Raw genomic sequence first — 15432 nt, 5'->3', positions numbered from 1 at the left:
CGCCGGAATGACAACCTGGGGAAATGATTATCAGGCACTGATCCGGATTTTTCTAAGTTGACAGTTCCGACACGGCACCGGATCAGGCGTCCTTAACAGTGCCCTTGGGCATCAGCGAGGCCACGGCATGACGCTGCACCTTGATCTCGACATTGTCGGCGATCTTCAGGGTGACGAAGTTGTCGCCCACCTCGGTGATCCTGCCCAGCACGCCGCCGTTGGTGACCACCTCGTCGCCCTTGCCCAGGGCCTCGACCATGGCCTTGTGTTCCTTGACCTTCTTCTGCTGCGGACGGATGAGCAGGAACCAGAACACCACGAAGATCAGGATCAGCGGCAGAAAGCTCATCAGGGGATCGGGCTGACCCGCCGGGGCCTCCTGGGCCCAGGCCGGGCTGATGAAGAAATCGAGCAGAGTATCCATCTGTAAATCCCTGTTGCGGTTATGAATCGGCTGCGCCCCCCCAAAGGGGACAAAACCGCGCGCATTATGCCATAGATGGCGCCGCCGGGTCGCGTCTGGCGTAGAAATCGGCCACGTAGGCCGCCAGTTCACCGGCCGCGACGGCCTCCCGCAGGCCACGCATGAGTGTCTGATAATAATACAGATTGTGGATGGTGTTCAGACGACTGCCGAGGATCTCGTTGCACTTGTCCAGGTGATGCAGGTAGGCGCGGCTGTAGTTGCGGCAGGTGTAGCAGCCGCAGTCCGGGTCCAGCGGGCCGGTGTCGCGGCGGCTGGCGCTGTTGCGGATCTTGACCGTGCCGCGGTGGGTGAACAGGTAGCCGTTGCGGGCATTGCGGGTGGGCAGTACGCAGTCGAACATGTCCACCCCGCGCCGCACCGCCTCGACGATATCCTCCGGCCGACCCACCCCCATCAGATACCGCGGCCGGTCGGTCGGCAGGATCGGGGCCAGCGCGTCGAGGATACGGATGCGTTCGGCCTCGGTCTCCCCCACCGACAGGCCGCCGATGGCATAACCGTCGAAGCCGATGCCCTGCAGCCCGGCCAGGGACTGCGCGCGCAGTTCCGGGTACATGCCGCCCTGAACGATGCCGAACAGCGCAGCCGGGTTGTCGCCGTGCGCCGCGCGCGAGCGCTCGGCCCAGCGCAGCGACAGTTCCATGGATTCACGCGCCTGCTTCTCGTCCGCCGGGTAGGGGGTGCATTCGTCGAAGATCATGACGATATCGGCCCCCAGCTCGCGCTGCACCCGCATGGACTCCTCCGGCCCCAGGAACACCTTGCTGCCGTCGACCGGCGACTGGAACTGAACACCCTGCTCGGTGATCTTTCTCATCTCGCCCAGGCTGAACACCTGGAAGCCGCCGGAGTCGGTCAGAATCGGCCCGTTCCAGTGCATGAAATCATGCAGGTCGCCGTGCCGGCGGATGATCTCGGTGCCGGGGCGCAGCATCAGGTGGAAGGTATTGCCGAGAATGATCTCGGCGCCTGTATCGCTGACCTCCTCCGGGGTCATCGCCTTGACCGTGCCGTAGGTGCCCACGGGCATGAAGGCCGGCGTCTCCACCGTGCCGCGGTCGAAGGTCAGCCGGCCGCGGCGGGCCTGGCCGTCGGTTGCGATCAGTTCAAACTGCATCGGATTACCTGATTCGGCTCATGAAAATCTTCGCCACCAAGGACACAGGGGCACGAAGAGAAAATTCCTGATTCATCCGTCATTGCGAGGCACGAAGTGCCGCGGCAATCTCGTTCGGCGTTCCGCGCTACGGAAAGAGATTGCTTCGCTTGCGCTCGCAATGACGGGCGTTGTTCTTCTCTGTGTCCTTCGCAGCTCATCTTTTTGAATGCTCCAGCGCCAGCCCCTCCCGGCTGAGCAGCATCGCATCGCCGTAGCTGAAGAAGCGGTACTCCTGTTCCACCGCATGGCGGTAGGCCTGCATCACGGGCTCATAGCCGGCGAAGGCGCATACCAGCATCAGCAGGGTCGACTCCGGCAGGTGAAAATTGGTCAGCAGCAGATCCACGACCTTGAATTCATAGCCCGGCGTGATGAACAGCCGGGTATCGCCGGCGAAGGGCTGCAGCTGCCCGCTCGCGGCCGCGGCCTCCAGGCTGCGCACCACAGTGGTGCCCACGGCCAGCACCCGGGCGCCGCGCGCATGCGCTGCCCGCACCTGGTCGACCGCCTCCTGCCCGACCTCGACATACTCGGCATGCATGTGGTGGCGACTGAGATCGTCGACCCGCACCGGCTGGAAGGTACCGGCCCCCACATGCAGCGTGACCCGCGCGGTCTCCACCCCGGCCCTGGCCAGGCGCTCCAGCATCGCCGCATCGAAGTGCAGGCCGGCCGTGGGCGCGGCCACCGCGCCGGGCACCCGCGCGAACAGGGTCTGGTAACGCTCGCGATCCTCGGCGGCATCGGGCCGCTGGATATAGGGCGGCAGCGGCACATGGCCATGGACCTCCAGCCACTCCATCACCGTGCGCCCGGTCGGGAAGCGCAACCGGAACAGTTCGCCCTCCCGGTCCAGCACCTCGACCTCCAGCCCCGCTTCCAGCTGCAGCCGTCCGCCCGGTTTCGGCGACTTGCTGGCCCGCACATGGGCCAGGGCGGTGCGGGCGTCAACCACGCGCTCGATCAGCACCTCCACCCGGCCGCCGCTGGCCTTGGTGCCGTGCAGCCGGGCCGGGATGACCCGGGTGTCATTGATCACCAGCAGGTCGCCCGGGCGCAGATAGTCCGGCAACCCGGCAAAACCGGCATCCCGGCAGCGGCCGCTGGCGCCATCGAGGACGAGCAGGCGACTGCCGCCGCGCTCGGCCAATGGCGACTGCGCGATCAGCTGGCTGGGGAGAAGGTAGTGGAAATCACTGCGTTGCATGGCGCGGCATGGTACCACAGCCCGTCGTTCTCCAGACCGACAGCAGCACGGTCTGTATGCCCGCAGCCCGGCTTCAGGCCGTGTTGCCCCGACTGGCCGATGCCGTATACTACGCCCTTCCGGCTAGCGCCGGACGCCCTGCCGGGATGGCGGAATTGGTAGACGCAGGGGACTCAAAATCCCCCGGTGGCAACACTGTGAGAGTTCGAGTCTCTCTCCCGGCACCACACCCCCCTTGCCAACCCTGACCCGATGCGGATCTGGCATAGTTGCTGCACATACCCAATAATCGTCACCGGAGCGACGCCTTTTTGCGCCACTTCGGTGCAGCCCATCGTCCCCGACCGATACAGGAACTGATACCAAGCCATGGCTGGAACGCGCTACTCGATCGAAGTCCAACCCACCCTGCCCAAACGCCTGGCGCGGCTGCAGGAGCTCGCCGACGATCTGTTCTACAGCTGGGACCGGCCGGTGCGCGGCCTGTACTACCGGCTGGATCCGCAGCTGTGGGATGACTGCGGCCACAACCCCAAGCTGTTCCTGCGCCGGGTGGCCCAGGAGCGCCTGGACGCCGCCGCCGAGGACCGGGTGTACATGGAGGACTATGCCCGCACCCTGTCGGCCTACGACAGCTACAACAGCGAGGCACCGCGCAAGGAGATCAAAAAGTACCTGGATCCGGAACAGAACGAACTGGTGGCCTATTTCTGCGCCGAGTTCGGGCTGCATGAGTCGCTGCCCATCTACTCCGGCGGCCTGGGCATCCTGGCCGGCGATCACTGCAAGGCCGCCAGCGACCTGGGCATCCCCTTCGTGGCGGTGGGCATGCTCTACCGCCAGGGCTACTTCAACCAGACCATCGACGCCCACGGCAACCAGATCGCCCACTACACCCCGACCCGGTTCGAGAACCTGCCGCTGCGCCCGGCCCTGGTCAACGCCCAGGAGCTGCATGTGTTCGTCGATCTGCCGGGGCGGCGGGTGATGCTCAAGGTGTGGGAGGCCAAGGCCGGTCACATCACCCTGTATCTGCTCGACTCCGACCTGCCGGAGAACCAGGAGGCCGACCGCGCCATCACCTACCAGCTCTACGGCGGCGACATCACCACCCGCATCCAGCAGGAGATCGTGCTGGGCATCGGCGGGGTGCGCGCGCTGCGCGCCCTGGATCTGCACCCGACGGTCTGGCACATCAACGAGGGCCATGCCGCCTTCCAGGTACTGGAACGCTGCCGGGAGATGACCCGTCAGAACGACATGGATTTCCACAGCGCACTGGAACAGGTCGCTGCCGGCACCGTGTTCACCACCCATACGCCGGTGCCGGCCGGGCACGACATCTTCGATCATCAGTTGATGAAGACCTACTTCAGCGACTATGTGAAGGACCTGGGCCTGAATCTGGACGAGTTTCTCGCCCTCGGCGACAGCCCCAACAACCACCACGGCTTCAACCAGACCGCGCTGGCGCTGCGCGCCTCGCGGTTCCACAACGGGGTCAGCCGCATTCACGGCGGCGTGGCCTCACACATGGAAAGCTACATCTGGCCCCAGGTGCCGCCGGCGGAAAGCCCGGTGCGCTACGTCACCAACGGCGTCCATGTCCCGACCTTCCTGGCCAGCGACTGGGCCAATCTCTACGATATGCGCTTCGGCCGCGGCTGGCGCAACGAACTGCTCAACGTGGACTACTGGGAACGCATCGACGCCATTCCCGACCACAGCTTCTGGAGCCTGCGCCAGAGCATGAAGTCGGAACTGATGAGCGACGTGCGCCGGCGCATGACCATCCAGCACAAGCGCAACGGCCTGTCCGACGCCCAGATCGATCGGCTGACCCAGTACCTGCTGCCGCAGGAAACGGATATCCTCACCATCGGCTTTGCCCGGCGCTTCGCCACCTACAAGCGCGCCGCCCTGCTGTTCTCCGATCCCGAGCGGCTGGCGCGCCTGCTCAACGATCCGCAGCGCCCGATGGTGCTGCTGTTCGCCGGCAAGGCACACCCCAACGATCAGCCGGGCCAGCACCTGATCCAGGTGATCAACGAGTTCTCGCGCCGGCCGGAGTTCGCCGGGCGCATCGTCATGGTCGAAGGCTACGATATGGCGCTGGCACGCAAACTGGTCACCGGGGTGGATGTCTGGTTGAACACCCCCGAGTATCCGATGGAGGCCAGCGGCACCTCGGGCCAGAAGGCCGGCATCAACGGCGTGATCAACCTGAGCGTGCTCGACGGCTGGTGGGGCGAGGGCTACAACGGCGAGAACGGCTGGGCCATCACACCGCACGGACCCCAGTACGACGCCGCCTATCGCGACCAGGAGGAAAGCAACGAGTTGCTGGACCTGCTGGAACACCAGGTCATTCCGCTCTACTACGCCCGCAACGGCCACGGCTATTCCGAGGGCTGGGTGCGGATGTCCAAGGCCTCGATCAAGTCCATCATGCCGCAGTTCAATTCCCAGCGCATGGTGATGGACTATGTGCGCGACTTCTACGCCCCGGCCGCGCGCCAGTGCCGCAAGCTCGCGGAAGAGGAGTTCAAGGGCGCGCGCGATCTCGCGGCCTGGAAGCAGAAGATCCTGTCACGCTGGGACAAGGTGGCCGCACGCCGCGTCGACGCGGCGGCCGAAGCCATCGCCTCCGGCGAGACCTGCGACATCAAGGTGGCGGTCAATCTCAACGGCCTGGCCCCCATCGACATCAAGGTCGAATGCGTGGTGGGCACCGAGGACGAGCACGGCGAGTTCAGCTCCTATGCCTGCTACGAGTTCGAGCCGGCAGGTGCCAACCAGCAGGGCGAGTCCGTGTTCAGCCTGAACTTCAAGCCGCCGCTGGCCGGGCTGCAGTTCTACAAGATCCGGCTCTATCCCTCGCACTGGCTGCTCAGTCATCCGTTGGAGGTGGGCCGGATGATCTGGTTGTAATCGTGCAGGATGGGTGCAGCGAAGCGCAACCCATCGCATCAGGATCCGCTGATGGGTTGCGGCGCAGGGCGCCTTCACCCATCCTACCTTCAGGTCTGGCCGTAATCGGGTAGGATGGGTGGAGCGCAGCGCAACCCATCGCACCGAGCCAGGCTGACGGGGTTCGGCGCAGTGCGCCCTCACCCATCCTTGCCCTCAGGCCCGGCCGTAGAGTTCCAGCAGCGCGCGGATGCGCCCCGGCAGTTCCGCGTCGATCCAGTCCCACTCGAAGCGCCACTGCCAGTTGCCTTCGCGCACACCGGGCTGATTCATGCGGTGCGCGCCGTCCAGACCCAGCCAGTCCTGCAGCGGAATCACACTCAAATGGGCCACCGAGGCTATCGCCGCCCGATTCAGCGCCCAGGGCATGTCCGTTGCCTCCGGCCCGAGATAAGCGGCCAGATGTTCATGCGCGTTCTCATCCAGACTGGCGTACCAGCCCAGGGTGGTGTCGTTGTCGTGAGTACCGGTGTAGACCAGACTGAGCGGAACATGGTTGTGCGGCAGGTAGGGATTATCCGCGCCGCCGCCGAAGGCGAACTGCAGGATCTTCATTCCCGGCAGATGGAAATCGTCACGCAGCCGCTCCACCGCCGCGTCGATGGTGCCCAGGTCCTCGGCCACCAGCGGCAGGTCGCCGAAGCGCGCCAGCATGTGCTCGAAGAACTCCGCCCCCGGCCCTTCCACCCAGCGGCCATCGATGGCGGTCTCGGCCGCGGCCGGGATCTCCCAGTAGGCTTCGAAGCCGCGGAAATGATCGATACGGATCAGGTCGAACAGATCCCGCTGGGTATGGATGCGTTCCCACCACCAACTGTAGCCGGTCGCAGCCATCTGCGCCCAGTCATACAGCGGATTGCCCCAGCGCTGTCCGGTCTCGGAGAAATAATCCGGCGGCACGCCGGCCACCACTCTCGGGTAACCGTCTTCCTGCAGCAGGAACCCCTCGCGGTTGGCCCAGACATCGGCGCTGTCGTGAGCAACGAAAATGGGAATATCGCCGAACAGCAGGATATCCCGCTCGTTGGCATAGCGGCGCAGATCGTGCCACTGGCGAAAGAAGACGAACTGCTCGAACACGACCTGGTCGATGGCCTCCCGGTGCTCGGCGCGAAACTGTTCCAATGCCCGCGGTTCACGATCACGCAGCGGCCCCGGCCAGTCCAGCCAGGCCGCCCCGTCCCGGGTGTCTTTAATGGCCTGATAGCAGGAGAAGTCGGGCAGCCAGGAGGCGTGGCCATCAACGAACTCGCGCAGCGCCTCCCGGTCGGCATCGCGGGCATGGCGCATAAAACCCGCGCGGGCCTGACGCAGGCATGCGAACCGATTGGCTTCGGGATCGACGGGATCGGCCTCGGGCGCCGCGTCCAGCCAGCCCCAGCGATACAGCAGTTCCAGGCTGATCAACTCCGGCGCCCCGGCATGCACCGAAGTGGTCTGGTAGGGTGAACGGTCCTCATGGGTCGGCCCCAGCGGCAGCACCTGCCACACCGACAGGCCGCAGTCGACCATGAAGTCGATGAAGTGAAAGGCCGCCGGGCCCAGATCGCCGGAACCGCTGCCGCCGGGCAGTGAGGTCGGATGCAGCAGCACGCCGGCGCGGCGGCGCGTTTCGATGGGATGCTGTATCTGTCTCATGCCCGGGCGTCGGCGTTACTGCTGGCCCTGGCGCATCACCCCGCCGCGGGCCGGGCCCTCGCCGTCGCGTGCACCGAAGGAAAAGGCATGGGCCAGGTACTCCGGCGGCGTCTCGCCCAGCAGCTGGTAGAGGTTGGCCAGCTGCAGCCGGAACAGGGAGTCGAAGTCCTGCACCGAGTCCGAGGGATTGTAGTCGCCGAACCACCAGAACCAGTCGGAACCCTCGCAGATCGCCAGTTGCAGTTCAATCTTCTCCCGCTGCTCCGGACTCGGCCCGCCCCCGGCCAGTACCCGGTCCACCGCCTCCTTGGCCTCGATCAGCATGTCCCAGCCGCGGTTCTTGTCCGGATCGCCGATCCAGGTGGAGAAACTGCCGTAGACCCAGCTGCCCGCCACCAGGGATTGCAGTTCGCTCACCTCGACATCGCGCTCCAGACAGTCGCTGAAGGTGGTCAGGTTGATGTCGGGATGCGCCGCCAGCTGCGAGTAGAGCGCATGGAGAAAGTAGAAACCGTTCTCCGGATAATATTCCCAGGCGTTCTCTCCATCGAGAATGATGCTGACCACATGCCGCTGCGGATCCGGGGAGGCGGCTGCGATGTTCTCCAGGTGATGGACCAGGTTGGCCACGGCATCATCGGCATGCCAGTCGGAATAATTGAAACCGACGGCATCCGACAGGCCGTCGTCACGGAAGAAACAGGCCAACTCGCCGTCGGGCAGACGCCAGGGCTGGAACAGGGCCGTCTCCCGGGTGTCCTCCCTGTGCTGGTCATCGTGCTGCAGGCTGTTGCGCAGAACCGACTCGCCGGTGGCGGCCCAGCGGATGCCCTCTCGCTCCAGCAGCCGCAGGGTGGCGTCACTGACACCGCCCTCTGAAGGCCAGCAGCCGGCGGGGACGAAGCCGAAGAAGCGTTCGAACACCTCCTTCCCCTTGCGGATATGCCAGACGGCACGCGCCTCGCCGCCGGGGTAGCCCTGGCCGTCGGGCAGCGGCGCCTCGGGCATCGCCTGGCGCGCCGACTCCATCTCCAGCAGCAGCGGCACGATGGGATGGGCATAGGGGCTGAAGGCAAGCTCCAACCGGCCGGCCTCGGCCAGTGCCCGGTAGCGCGGCAGCAGGCCGTCGAGGATCTCGCCGATGACCTGCATCAGTTCGCGCCGATCCTGCAGACTGAAATGATGGCCCTTGTCCTGCAGTCGCTGGATGCGCAGATCCTGGCGCCGCACCGTCTCGCCGGTCCAGGCCAGGTGGTACCAGACCAGCAGGTCGATCAGGAACTGGTCATCCAGATAACCCAGCGCGGCCGGATGCTTGAGCATCCAGCGGGCGACCCTGGCCAGCAGCTTGTAGGCCGGGAAGCGGTCGATCAGGCGCTCCTGGTTGGCCCGCAGACAGGCATGGATCAGCTGCATGCGGGCCTCCTCATCGGCCGGAAGGACGGTCGAACCCAGGGCTTCGAGCAGCGGATCGCTGATGCTCATGGCCGTACCGTCATTGAAGGCGGCGACCTGGCGCCGGTAGTCGTCGAGCTGCTCCAGCAGGATGGGGGCGAAATTGACCACGGCGCGCGCCGCGGGCACCTGCTCCAGGTGCGCGGCCATGTCGACATAGTCCTTGATGGCGTGCAGGTAGGTCCAGGGCTGGAAATAGCGGCCGCTGCCCAGATCGTGATACTGCGGCTGGTGCATGTGCCAGCAGATGACCACATTGATCGGTGCCTTATCTGACATGATGCAGCTCCTGCCCGAGCATGTCGGGCGTCACCAGAACCACGCCTTTCGGCGAGACATAAAAGCGTTCGGCATCGGCCTGGGGATCCTCCCCGATCACCATTCCGGGCGGAATGTTGCAGCCCTTGTCCACGACAGCCCGGGTGATGCGTGCCCCCTTGCCCACATCCACATCGGGCAGCACCACGGCGTCCTGCAGCATCGCGCCGGTGTGGACCTTGACATTGGAGAACAGCAGCGAGTGACGCACCTTCGCCCCGGAGATGATGCAGCCCCCCGAGACCATGGAATCGACCGCCATGCCGCGCCGGTCCTCGTCGTCGAACACGAACTTGGCCGGCGGCAGCTGTTCCTGGTAGGTCCAGATGGGCCAGTCCTCGTCGTAGAGATTGAGTTCGGGGGTGATACCGCACAGTTCCAGGTTGGCTTCCCAGAAGGCGTCCACCGTGCCCACGTCGCGCCAGTAGCCCTGCTTGCCGCTGGTCGGATCCCGGAACGGATACGCCAGCACCCGGTACTTGTCGATGACATAGGGAATGATGTTCTTGCCGAAATCGTGTTCGGAATCATCGGCATCAGCATCACGGATCAGCTGCTCAAAGAGAAACCGGGTATTGAAGACATAAATGCCCATCGAGGCCATCGCCCGCTCGGGCTGATCCGGCATGGGATCAGGGTGCTCGGGCTTTTCCGTAAAGTCCTTGATCCAGCCGGCCTCGTCGATGGACATCACGCCGAAGGATCTGGCCTCCTCCAGGCTCACCTCCAGACAGCCCACCGTCATGTCGGCCTTGCGCTCGACGTGCTCGGCGATCATGGGGCCGTAATCCATCTTGTAGACATGGTCGCCGGCCAGGATCAGCACATAATCCGGGGAATGGGCGCGCAGGATGTCCAGGTTCTGATAGACGGCGTCGGCCGTGCCCTGGTACCAGGAGGTCTCGATGCGCTGCTGCGCGGGCAGCAGTTCGACGAACTCGCCGAACTCGCCGCGCAGGAAGTTCCAGCCGCGGTAGATATGCTGGATCAGGGAATGGGCCTTGTACTGGGTCAGGACGCCGACGCTGCGGATGCCGGAATTCATGCAGTTGGACAAGGGAAAATCGATGATGCGGAACTTGCCACCGAAGGGTACGGCCGGCTTGGCCCGCCAGAGGGTGAGGAACTTCAGGCGCGAGCCGCGGCCGCCGGCCAGGATCAGGGCCAGCGTATTGCGCGTCAGACGGCTGACAAAACGACGCGTGGGCGCGGTGTACATAATCTCTCCTTGTTATTCGTCCTGTGCGGCCGTATCCGGCGAGGCGGCCACATGGGCAACTCCGCCCGCCCGGATACGACATACCCCGATCCAGCTGGTTCCATGTTAACATCGAATCTAAGTGGGAATAATGACATCCGTCACCCCGCGCCCCTGTCACTGAATCAAGTGTAGCTGCAGGTGAACACCATCGATATCACACGGTCTGCGGGACTCCCGTCCGCCGCCGAACTTGGCCGCATCGCCGAAGCCCGGCATCACGACCCCTTTGCCGTGCTCGGGCGGCATGGCGAGGGTGAACAGGCACGGGTTCTGGCCTACCTCCCCGGCGCCGCCGCCGCCCGGCTGGTCGAGGCGGATGCCCCGCTGCAGCCGCTGGACCGGGAAGGTTTTTTCCTCTGGCGCGGTGCGCCCGGCAGCCTGCCGGCCCATTACCGCATCGCCTGGCGGGACGCCGGCGGGCAGGAACACCTGGCGTACGATCCCTACTGCTTCGCCCCCCAGCTGGGCGATTTCGACCTGCACCTGTTCGGCGAGGGCCGCCACTGGCATGCCTATCGTTTCCTCGGCGCCCATCCGCACGAGGTCGACGGCATCCACGGACTGCGCTTCGCGGTCTGGGCGCCCAATGCCGAGCGCGTCAGCGTCATCGGCGATTTCAACCGCTGGGACGGCCGCCGTCATCCCATGCGGGCGCGCGGGGGCAGCGGGGTCTGGGAACTGTTCATCCCCGACCTGGCGCCCGGCGCCCTGTACAAGTACGAAATCCGCAACCGCGAACGCGGCAGCATCCACGTCAGGACCGACCCCTACGGCCAAGCCTTCGAACTGCGTCCCGGCACCGCCGCCCGGGCTTTGGAGACCAGCGGCTATGCCTGGGGCGACGGGGACTGGATGCAGCAGCGTCGCCAAGCCGACTGGCAGGCCGCGCCCATGGCCATCTACGAGGCCCACCTGGCCTCCTGGCAGCGCAGCGAGGACGGCGGCTTTCTCAGCTACGAGACGCTGGCCGAGCGGCTGATCCCCTACGTGGTCGAGCAGGGCTTTACCCATATCGAACTGCTGCCCGTCACCGAGCATCCGCTGGATGCCTCCTGGGGCTACCAGACCACCGGTTACTTCGCACCCACCAGCCGTTTCGGCGAGCCGGACGGCTTCCGCGCCTTCGTCGACCGCTGCCACCAGCACGGCATCGGGGTGATCCTCGACTGGGCCCCGGGGCACTTCCCCAAGGACGAGACCGCCCTGGCCCGCTTCGACGGCAGCCCCCTGTACGAACACGCGGACCCGCGCCGCGGCGAGCACCGCGACTGGGGCACCTACATCTTCAACTACGGCCGCAACGAGGTGAAGAACTTCCTGCTGGCCAGCGCCGTCTACTGGCTGGAGGAATTCCACATCGACGGCCTGCGGGTCGACGCCGTCGCCTCCATGCTGTACCTGAACTACTCGCGCGAGGAAGGCGACTGGATCCCCAACATCTACGGCGGCAACGAGAACCTGGAGGCGATCGACTTCCTGCGCGAGCTCAACCAGATCACCCATGGCCAGCACCCGGGCACCCTGATGATCGCCGAGGAATCCACCGCCTGGCCGCAGGTCACACGCCCGGTGTGGGTGGGCGGCCTGGGCTTTTCCATGAAGTGGAACATGGGCTGGATGCACGACACCCTGCTCTACATGAGTAAGGATCCGGTGCACCGCCACTTCCATCACGACCAGCTCACCTTCGGCCTGCTCTATGCCTTCACCGAGAACTTCGTCCTGCCCTTCTCCCATGACGAGGTGGTGCACGGCAAGGGCTCCATGCTGCACAAGCTGCCCGGCGACGAGTGGCAGCAGTTCGCCAACCTGCGTCTGCTCTACACCTACATGTGGAGCTATCCGGGCAAGAAGCTGCTGTTCATGGGTCAGGAGTTCGGTCAGCGCTCGGAATGGAAATTCGACGCCCCGCTGGAATGGAACGCGCTCGACTACCCACCGCATGCCGGCGTGCAGGCGCTGGTACGCGACCTCAATCATCTGTACCGCGAACTGCCCGCCCTGCATACCCACGAGTTCAGCGCCGACGGCTTCGACTGGATCGACTGTCACGACGCCGACCAGTCGGTGATCAGCTACCAGCGCCGCGCCGGCGAGGCCTTCGCCGTGGTGGTACTCAATTTCACCCCGCTGGTGCGCGAACGCTACCGGCTGGGCGTGCCCGAGCCCGGCTGGTACCGGGTGCGGCTGAATTCCGATTCGACCTTCTACGGCGGCAGCAACCTGGGCGAGGACGGCATGAGCGCCGAGGCCACCCCCTGGATGGGACATCCGTATTCCATCGAACTGACCCTGCCGCCGCTGGCCGGGCTGATCCTGGTGCGGGAGTAGAGTTCAAGAGCGCCACGGAATACACGGAATACACGGAAAACACGGAAAAAACTAAAAGTATGAAACAGGTTGTTGTTTCCCCGTATTTTCCCGTCATTCCCGCGCAGGCAGGACAAAAGCGCGGAGCGCGTTGAACGTCCGCAGGACGGCCCTTTATGCCCTATGGGTAGAAGGGCGAGCGAAGCGCGAGTGACCCAGAAGCCGCAGCGGTCACCTGGATCCCCGCCTGCGCGGGGATGACGAGAGGGCCGAACGGCAACAACCAGGTTTCTCGTTTTTATTTCCGTGCTTTCCGTGTATTCCGTGGCGCTCTTGATCTTTGACCCAATCGATTCAAACCGGAACGTTCGCATGAAACCGGCATTCCTCTGCCTGCTGCTATGCTGCCTGTGTATTACAGCCGCTCGCGCGGAATCCCGCGGCTGGGACGGGAGCTACGAACGCCTGCACTTCAGCATCCACTGGCTGTTCGTTCCGGCCGGCATGGCCATCCTCGAGGCCCGCAGCCCTGCGCCCGGGCGCGCGCGCTTCCGGCTCGAGGCCTGCTCCAACGCCGCCGTCGACCTGGTCTACCGGGTGCGCGACCTGATCCGGGTCGAAAGCCTGCGCACCGACCGCGGTCTGCAATCACTGGGCTACCGGTTCCGACAACACGAGGGCCGGCACCGCAACGCCCTGACATTGGATTTCCTGGAACCCGGCCGGGTACGGCTGACCGATCATCTGGCCACGACCACGCAGGCCTTCGAAGTCGCTCCCGGCACCCTGGACATGGTGTCTGCCTTCTTTACCACCCGCGCCCTGCCGCTGCACCCCGGCGAGACCTACCATCTGCCGGTGGTGGACAAGGACCGGCACTATACCCTCAGCATCGACGTGCTCGGGCGCGAGCGCCTGGACACCCTGCTCGGCGACGACACCCCGACGGTCAAGATCCACCCGCGCCTGCAAAGCGAGGGGGTATTCAAGCGCAGCGGCGAAATGTATCTCTGGCTCACTGACGATGCCCGTCATCTGCCGGTGCGCATGGAAAGCCGGGTCAGGTACGGCAAGGTCATCAGCGAACTCACCGGGATATACAACCAGGCCATCACCACGCCCAGCCGGGGACTGATGTGCGAACGACTGCAGGAAGGTTCACAATAGCGTCATATCCAAGCCGACCGAAGGGGGGGCGCGTGTTCACGGGTGAGGTTCGCTACTGGCCGCTGCTGATGGGCTGGACCATCGTGGTGCTGCTGTATCTGTACGGCTGGCGCCGCCAGGCATTGATCGCCACGGCGGGGATGGCGATCGTCACCTATGCGGTGGTCTCGGTGGGGTTGCGCGGGCATCTGTAGCTGATCAATCCACTCTCCAGTCGGCTGGACTGCAGGCCTTCCGTAGGATGGGTGAAGCGAAGCGCAACCCATCATGCCCGGGTTGACGATGGGTTACGGCGCGATCCGCCTCCACCCATCCTACACTCTGTCTCAGTCTGACTCAGGCATAATCGGCCAGCCGTACCGGCTGGCGACGCGAGCCCCAGTGACCCGGCCCGGCCTCGAACACGCCCGCCACCTTCGTGCCGCACTGATTGCAGTTCCCTTCGGGGGTGATGTTCCAGTCACTCAGCACATACCAGTCGCGTCCGATCAGCCGGTTGCCGCAACTGTGGCAGTAGGTGCTCTCGCCCTCCCTGTCATGCACATTGCCGGTGTAGGCATAGCGCACGCCGTTGTTCATGGCGATACGCCGCGCCCGTGTCAGGGTCTCCAGCGGCGTGGGCGGTACGTCCTGCATCTTCCAGTCCGGATGAAAGGCAGTGAAGTGCATGGGTACATCCGGGCCCAGGTTTTCCACCACCCAGCGGGTCATCTCGTCGAGTTCCCGATCGGAGTCATTGTGATCGGGTATCAGCAGCGTGGTGAGCTCGAACCAGACATCCGTCTCCTGCTTGAGATACAGCAGGGTATCGAGCACCGGCTGCAGGTGGCCGCCGGTGATCTTCCAGTAGAAATCCTCGGTGAAGGCCTTGAGGTCAACGTTGGCCGCGTCCATGTACTGGTAGAACTCCCGGCGCGGCTCGGCGGTGACATAGCCGGCAGTCACGGCCACCGATTTGATCCCGCGCTCGTGGCAGGCACGGGCCACGTCGATGGCATATTCATGGAAGATCACCGGATCATTGTAGGTATAGGCCACGCTACGGCAACCCAGTTCCTCCGCCGCGCGGGCAATGGTCTCGGGACTGGCCTGGTCGGCCAGGGTGTCGATCTCGCGCGACTTGCTGATATCCCAGTTCTGGCAGAATTTGCAGGCCAGGTTGCAGCCGGCGGTACCGAATGACAGCACCGGGGTCCCCGGCAGAAAGTGGTTCAACGGCTTCTTCTCGATCGGATCGATGCAGTAGCCGCTGGAGCGGCCATAGGTGGTCAGCACCACCTCGCCGCCCTGGTTGGCGCGCACGAAGCACAAACCTCGCTGGCCGTCCTTGAGTTTGCAGTAGCGCGGGCACAGATCGCACTGTACCCGGCCGTCTTCCAGGCGGTGCCAGTAGCGGGTCTTTACCACGCCGTCCTGTAATTGCTCCGACATTGTGTCCCTTGCATCCGGGTGCGTATCGT

General features: G+C 64.8%; 11 protein-coding genes and 1 tRNA gene. 5 read left to right on the top strand and 7 right to left on the bottom strand.

What is annotated here, in order from left to right:
* Positions 1-82: 82 nt before the first annotated feature.
* From yajC to queA, 3 genes are all read right to left on the bottom strand, one after another.
* A complete protein-coding gene (gene yajC, locus CFK21_RS07430) occupies positions 83-424 on the bottom strand; it encodes a preprotein translocase subunit YajC (protein WP_096366069.1) in 342 nt (113 codons plus the stop codon).
* A gap of 64 nt (positions 425-488) precedes the next feature.
* Complete coding sequence (gene tgt / locus CFK21_RS07425; protein WP_096366068.1) at positions 489-1604, bottom strand: tRNA guanosine(34) transglycosylase Tgt; 1116 nt, start codon at positions 1602-1604, stop codon at positions 489-491.
* A 196-nt stretch (positions 1605-1800) separates the two neighbouring features.
* The gene (queA, locus tag CFK21_RS07420) at positions 1801-2853 is read right to left on the bottom strand and encodes a tRNA preQ1(34) S-adenosylmethionine ribosyltransferase-isomerase QueA (protein ID WP_096366067.1); all 1053 of its coding nucleotides are present in this window, start codon (positions 2851-2853) and stop codon (positions 1801-1803) included.
* Positions 2854-2993: 140 nt separating this feature from the next.
* Here queA and CFK21_RS07415 point away from each other — a divergent pair.
* Positions 2994-3080, top strand: a tRNA-Leu gene (locus CFK21_RS07415).
* Between the two features lie 142 nt (positions 3081-3222).
* Positions 3223-5784, top strand: coding sequence for an alpha-glucan family phosphorylase (gene glgP / locus CFK21_RS07410; protein WP_096366066.1), 2562 nt, complete (start codon positions 3223-3225; stop codon positions 5782-5784).
* 195 nt (positions 5785-5979) lie between these two features.
* On the opposite strand, the gene malQ is transcribed toward glgP, so the two are convergent.
* From malQ to glgC, 3 genes are read right to left on the bottom strand one after another with little or no spacing between them, the layout of a single operon-like run.
* Positions 5980-7461, bottom strand: a complete 1482-nt coding sequence (malQ, locus tag CFK21_RS07405; RefSeq protein WP_096366065.1) for a 4-alpha-glucanotransferase — start codon at positions 7459-7461, stop codon at positions 5980-5982.
* Between the two features lie 15 nt (positions 7462-7476).
* On the bottom strand, positions 7477-9195 hold the full coding sequence (locus tag CFK21_RS07400; RefSeq protein WP_096366064.1) for a glycoside hydrolase family 57 protein: 1719 nt from the start codon (positions 9193-9195) through the stop codon (positions 7477-7479).
* The gene (glgC, locus tag CFK21_RS07395) at positions 9185-10453 is read right to left on the bottom strand and encodes a glucose-1-phosphate adenylyltransferase (protein WP_096366063.1); all 1269 of its coding nucleotides are present in this window, start codon (positions 10451-10453) and stop codon (positions 9185-9187) included. Before glgC ends, CFK21_RS07400 begins: the two co-directional genes overlap by 11 nt.
* A 189-nt stretch (positions 10454-10642) precedes the next feature.
* Between glgC and glgB the strand changes: the two genes are divergently transcribed.
* From glgB to CFK21_RS15205, 3 genes are all read left to right on the top strand, one after another.
* Positions 10643-12826, top strand: a complete 2184-nt coding sequence (gene glgB, locus CFK21_RS07390) for a 1,4-alpha-glucan branching protein GlgB (protein ID WP_096367536.1) — start codon at positions 10643-10645, stop codon at positions 12824-12826.
* Between the two features lie 351 nt (positions 12827-13177).
* Positions 13178-13972 carry a DUF3108 domain-containing protein gene (locus tag CFK21_RS07385; RefSeq protein WP_096366062.1) on the top strand — a complete coding sequence of 265 codons (795 nt, stop codon included), beginning with the start codon at positions 13178-13180 and terminating at the stop codon, positions 13970-13972.
* 32 nt (positions 13973-14004) lie between these two features.
* Positions 14005-14166 (top strand): hypothetical protein, encoded by a 162-nt coding sequence (locus tag CFK21_RS15205; RefSeq protein WP_157745495.1) that lies wholly within the window; start codon positions 14005-14007, stop codon positions 14164-14166.
* Between the two features lie 142 nt (positions 14167-14308).
* On the opposite strand, the gene amrS is transcribed toward CFK21_RS15205, so the two are convergent.
* Positions 14309-15403: an AmmeMemoRadiSam system radical SAM enzyme gene (gene amrS, locus CFK21_RS07380; RefSeq protein ID WP_096366061.1), complete on the bottom strand. Its 1095-nt coding sequence runs from the start codon at positions 15401-15403 to the stop codon at positions 14309-14311.
* Between the last annotated feature and the right edge of the window lie 29 nt (positions 15404-15432).

This window comes from Thiohalobacter thiocyanaticus, from assembly GCF_002356355.1.
In the GTDB taxonomy this organism is placed as follows: Bacteria; Pseudomonadota; Gammaproteobacteria; order Thiohalobacterales; family Thiohalobacteraceae; genus Thiohalobacter; species Thiohalobacter thiocyanaticus_A.
This window is presented reverse-complemented; position numbering and strand designations above follow the sequence as displayed.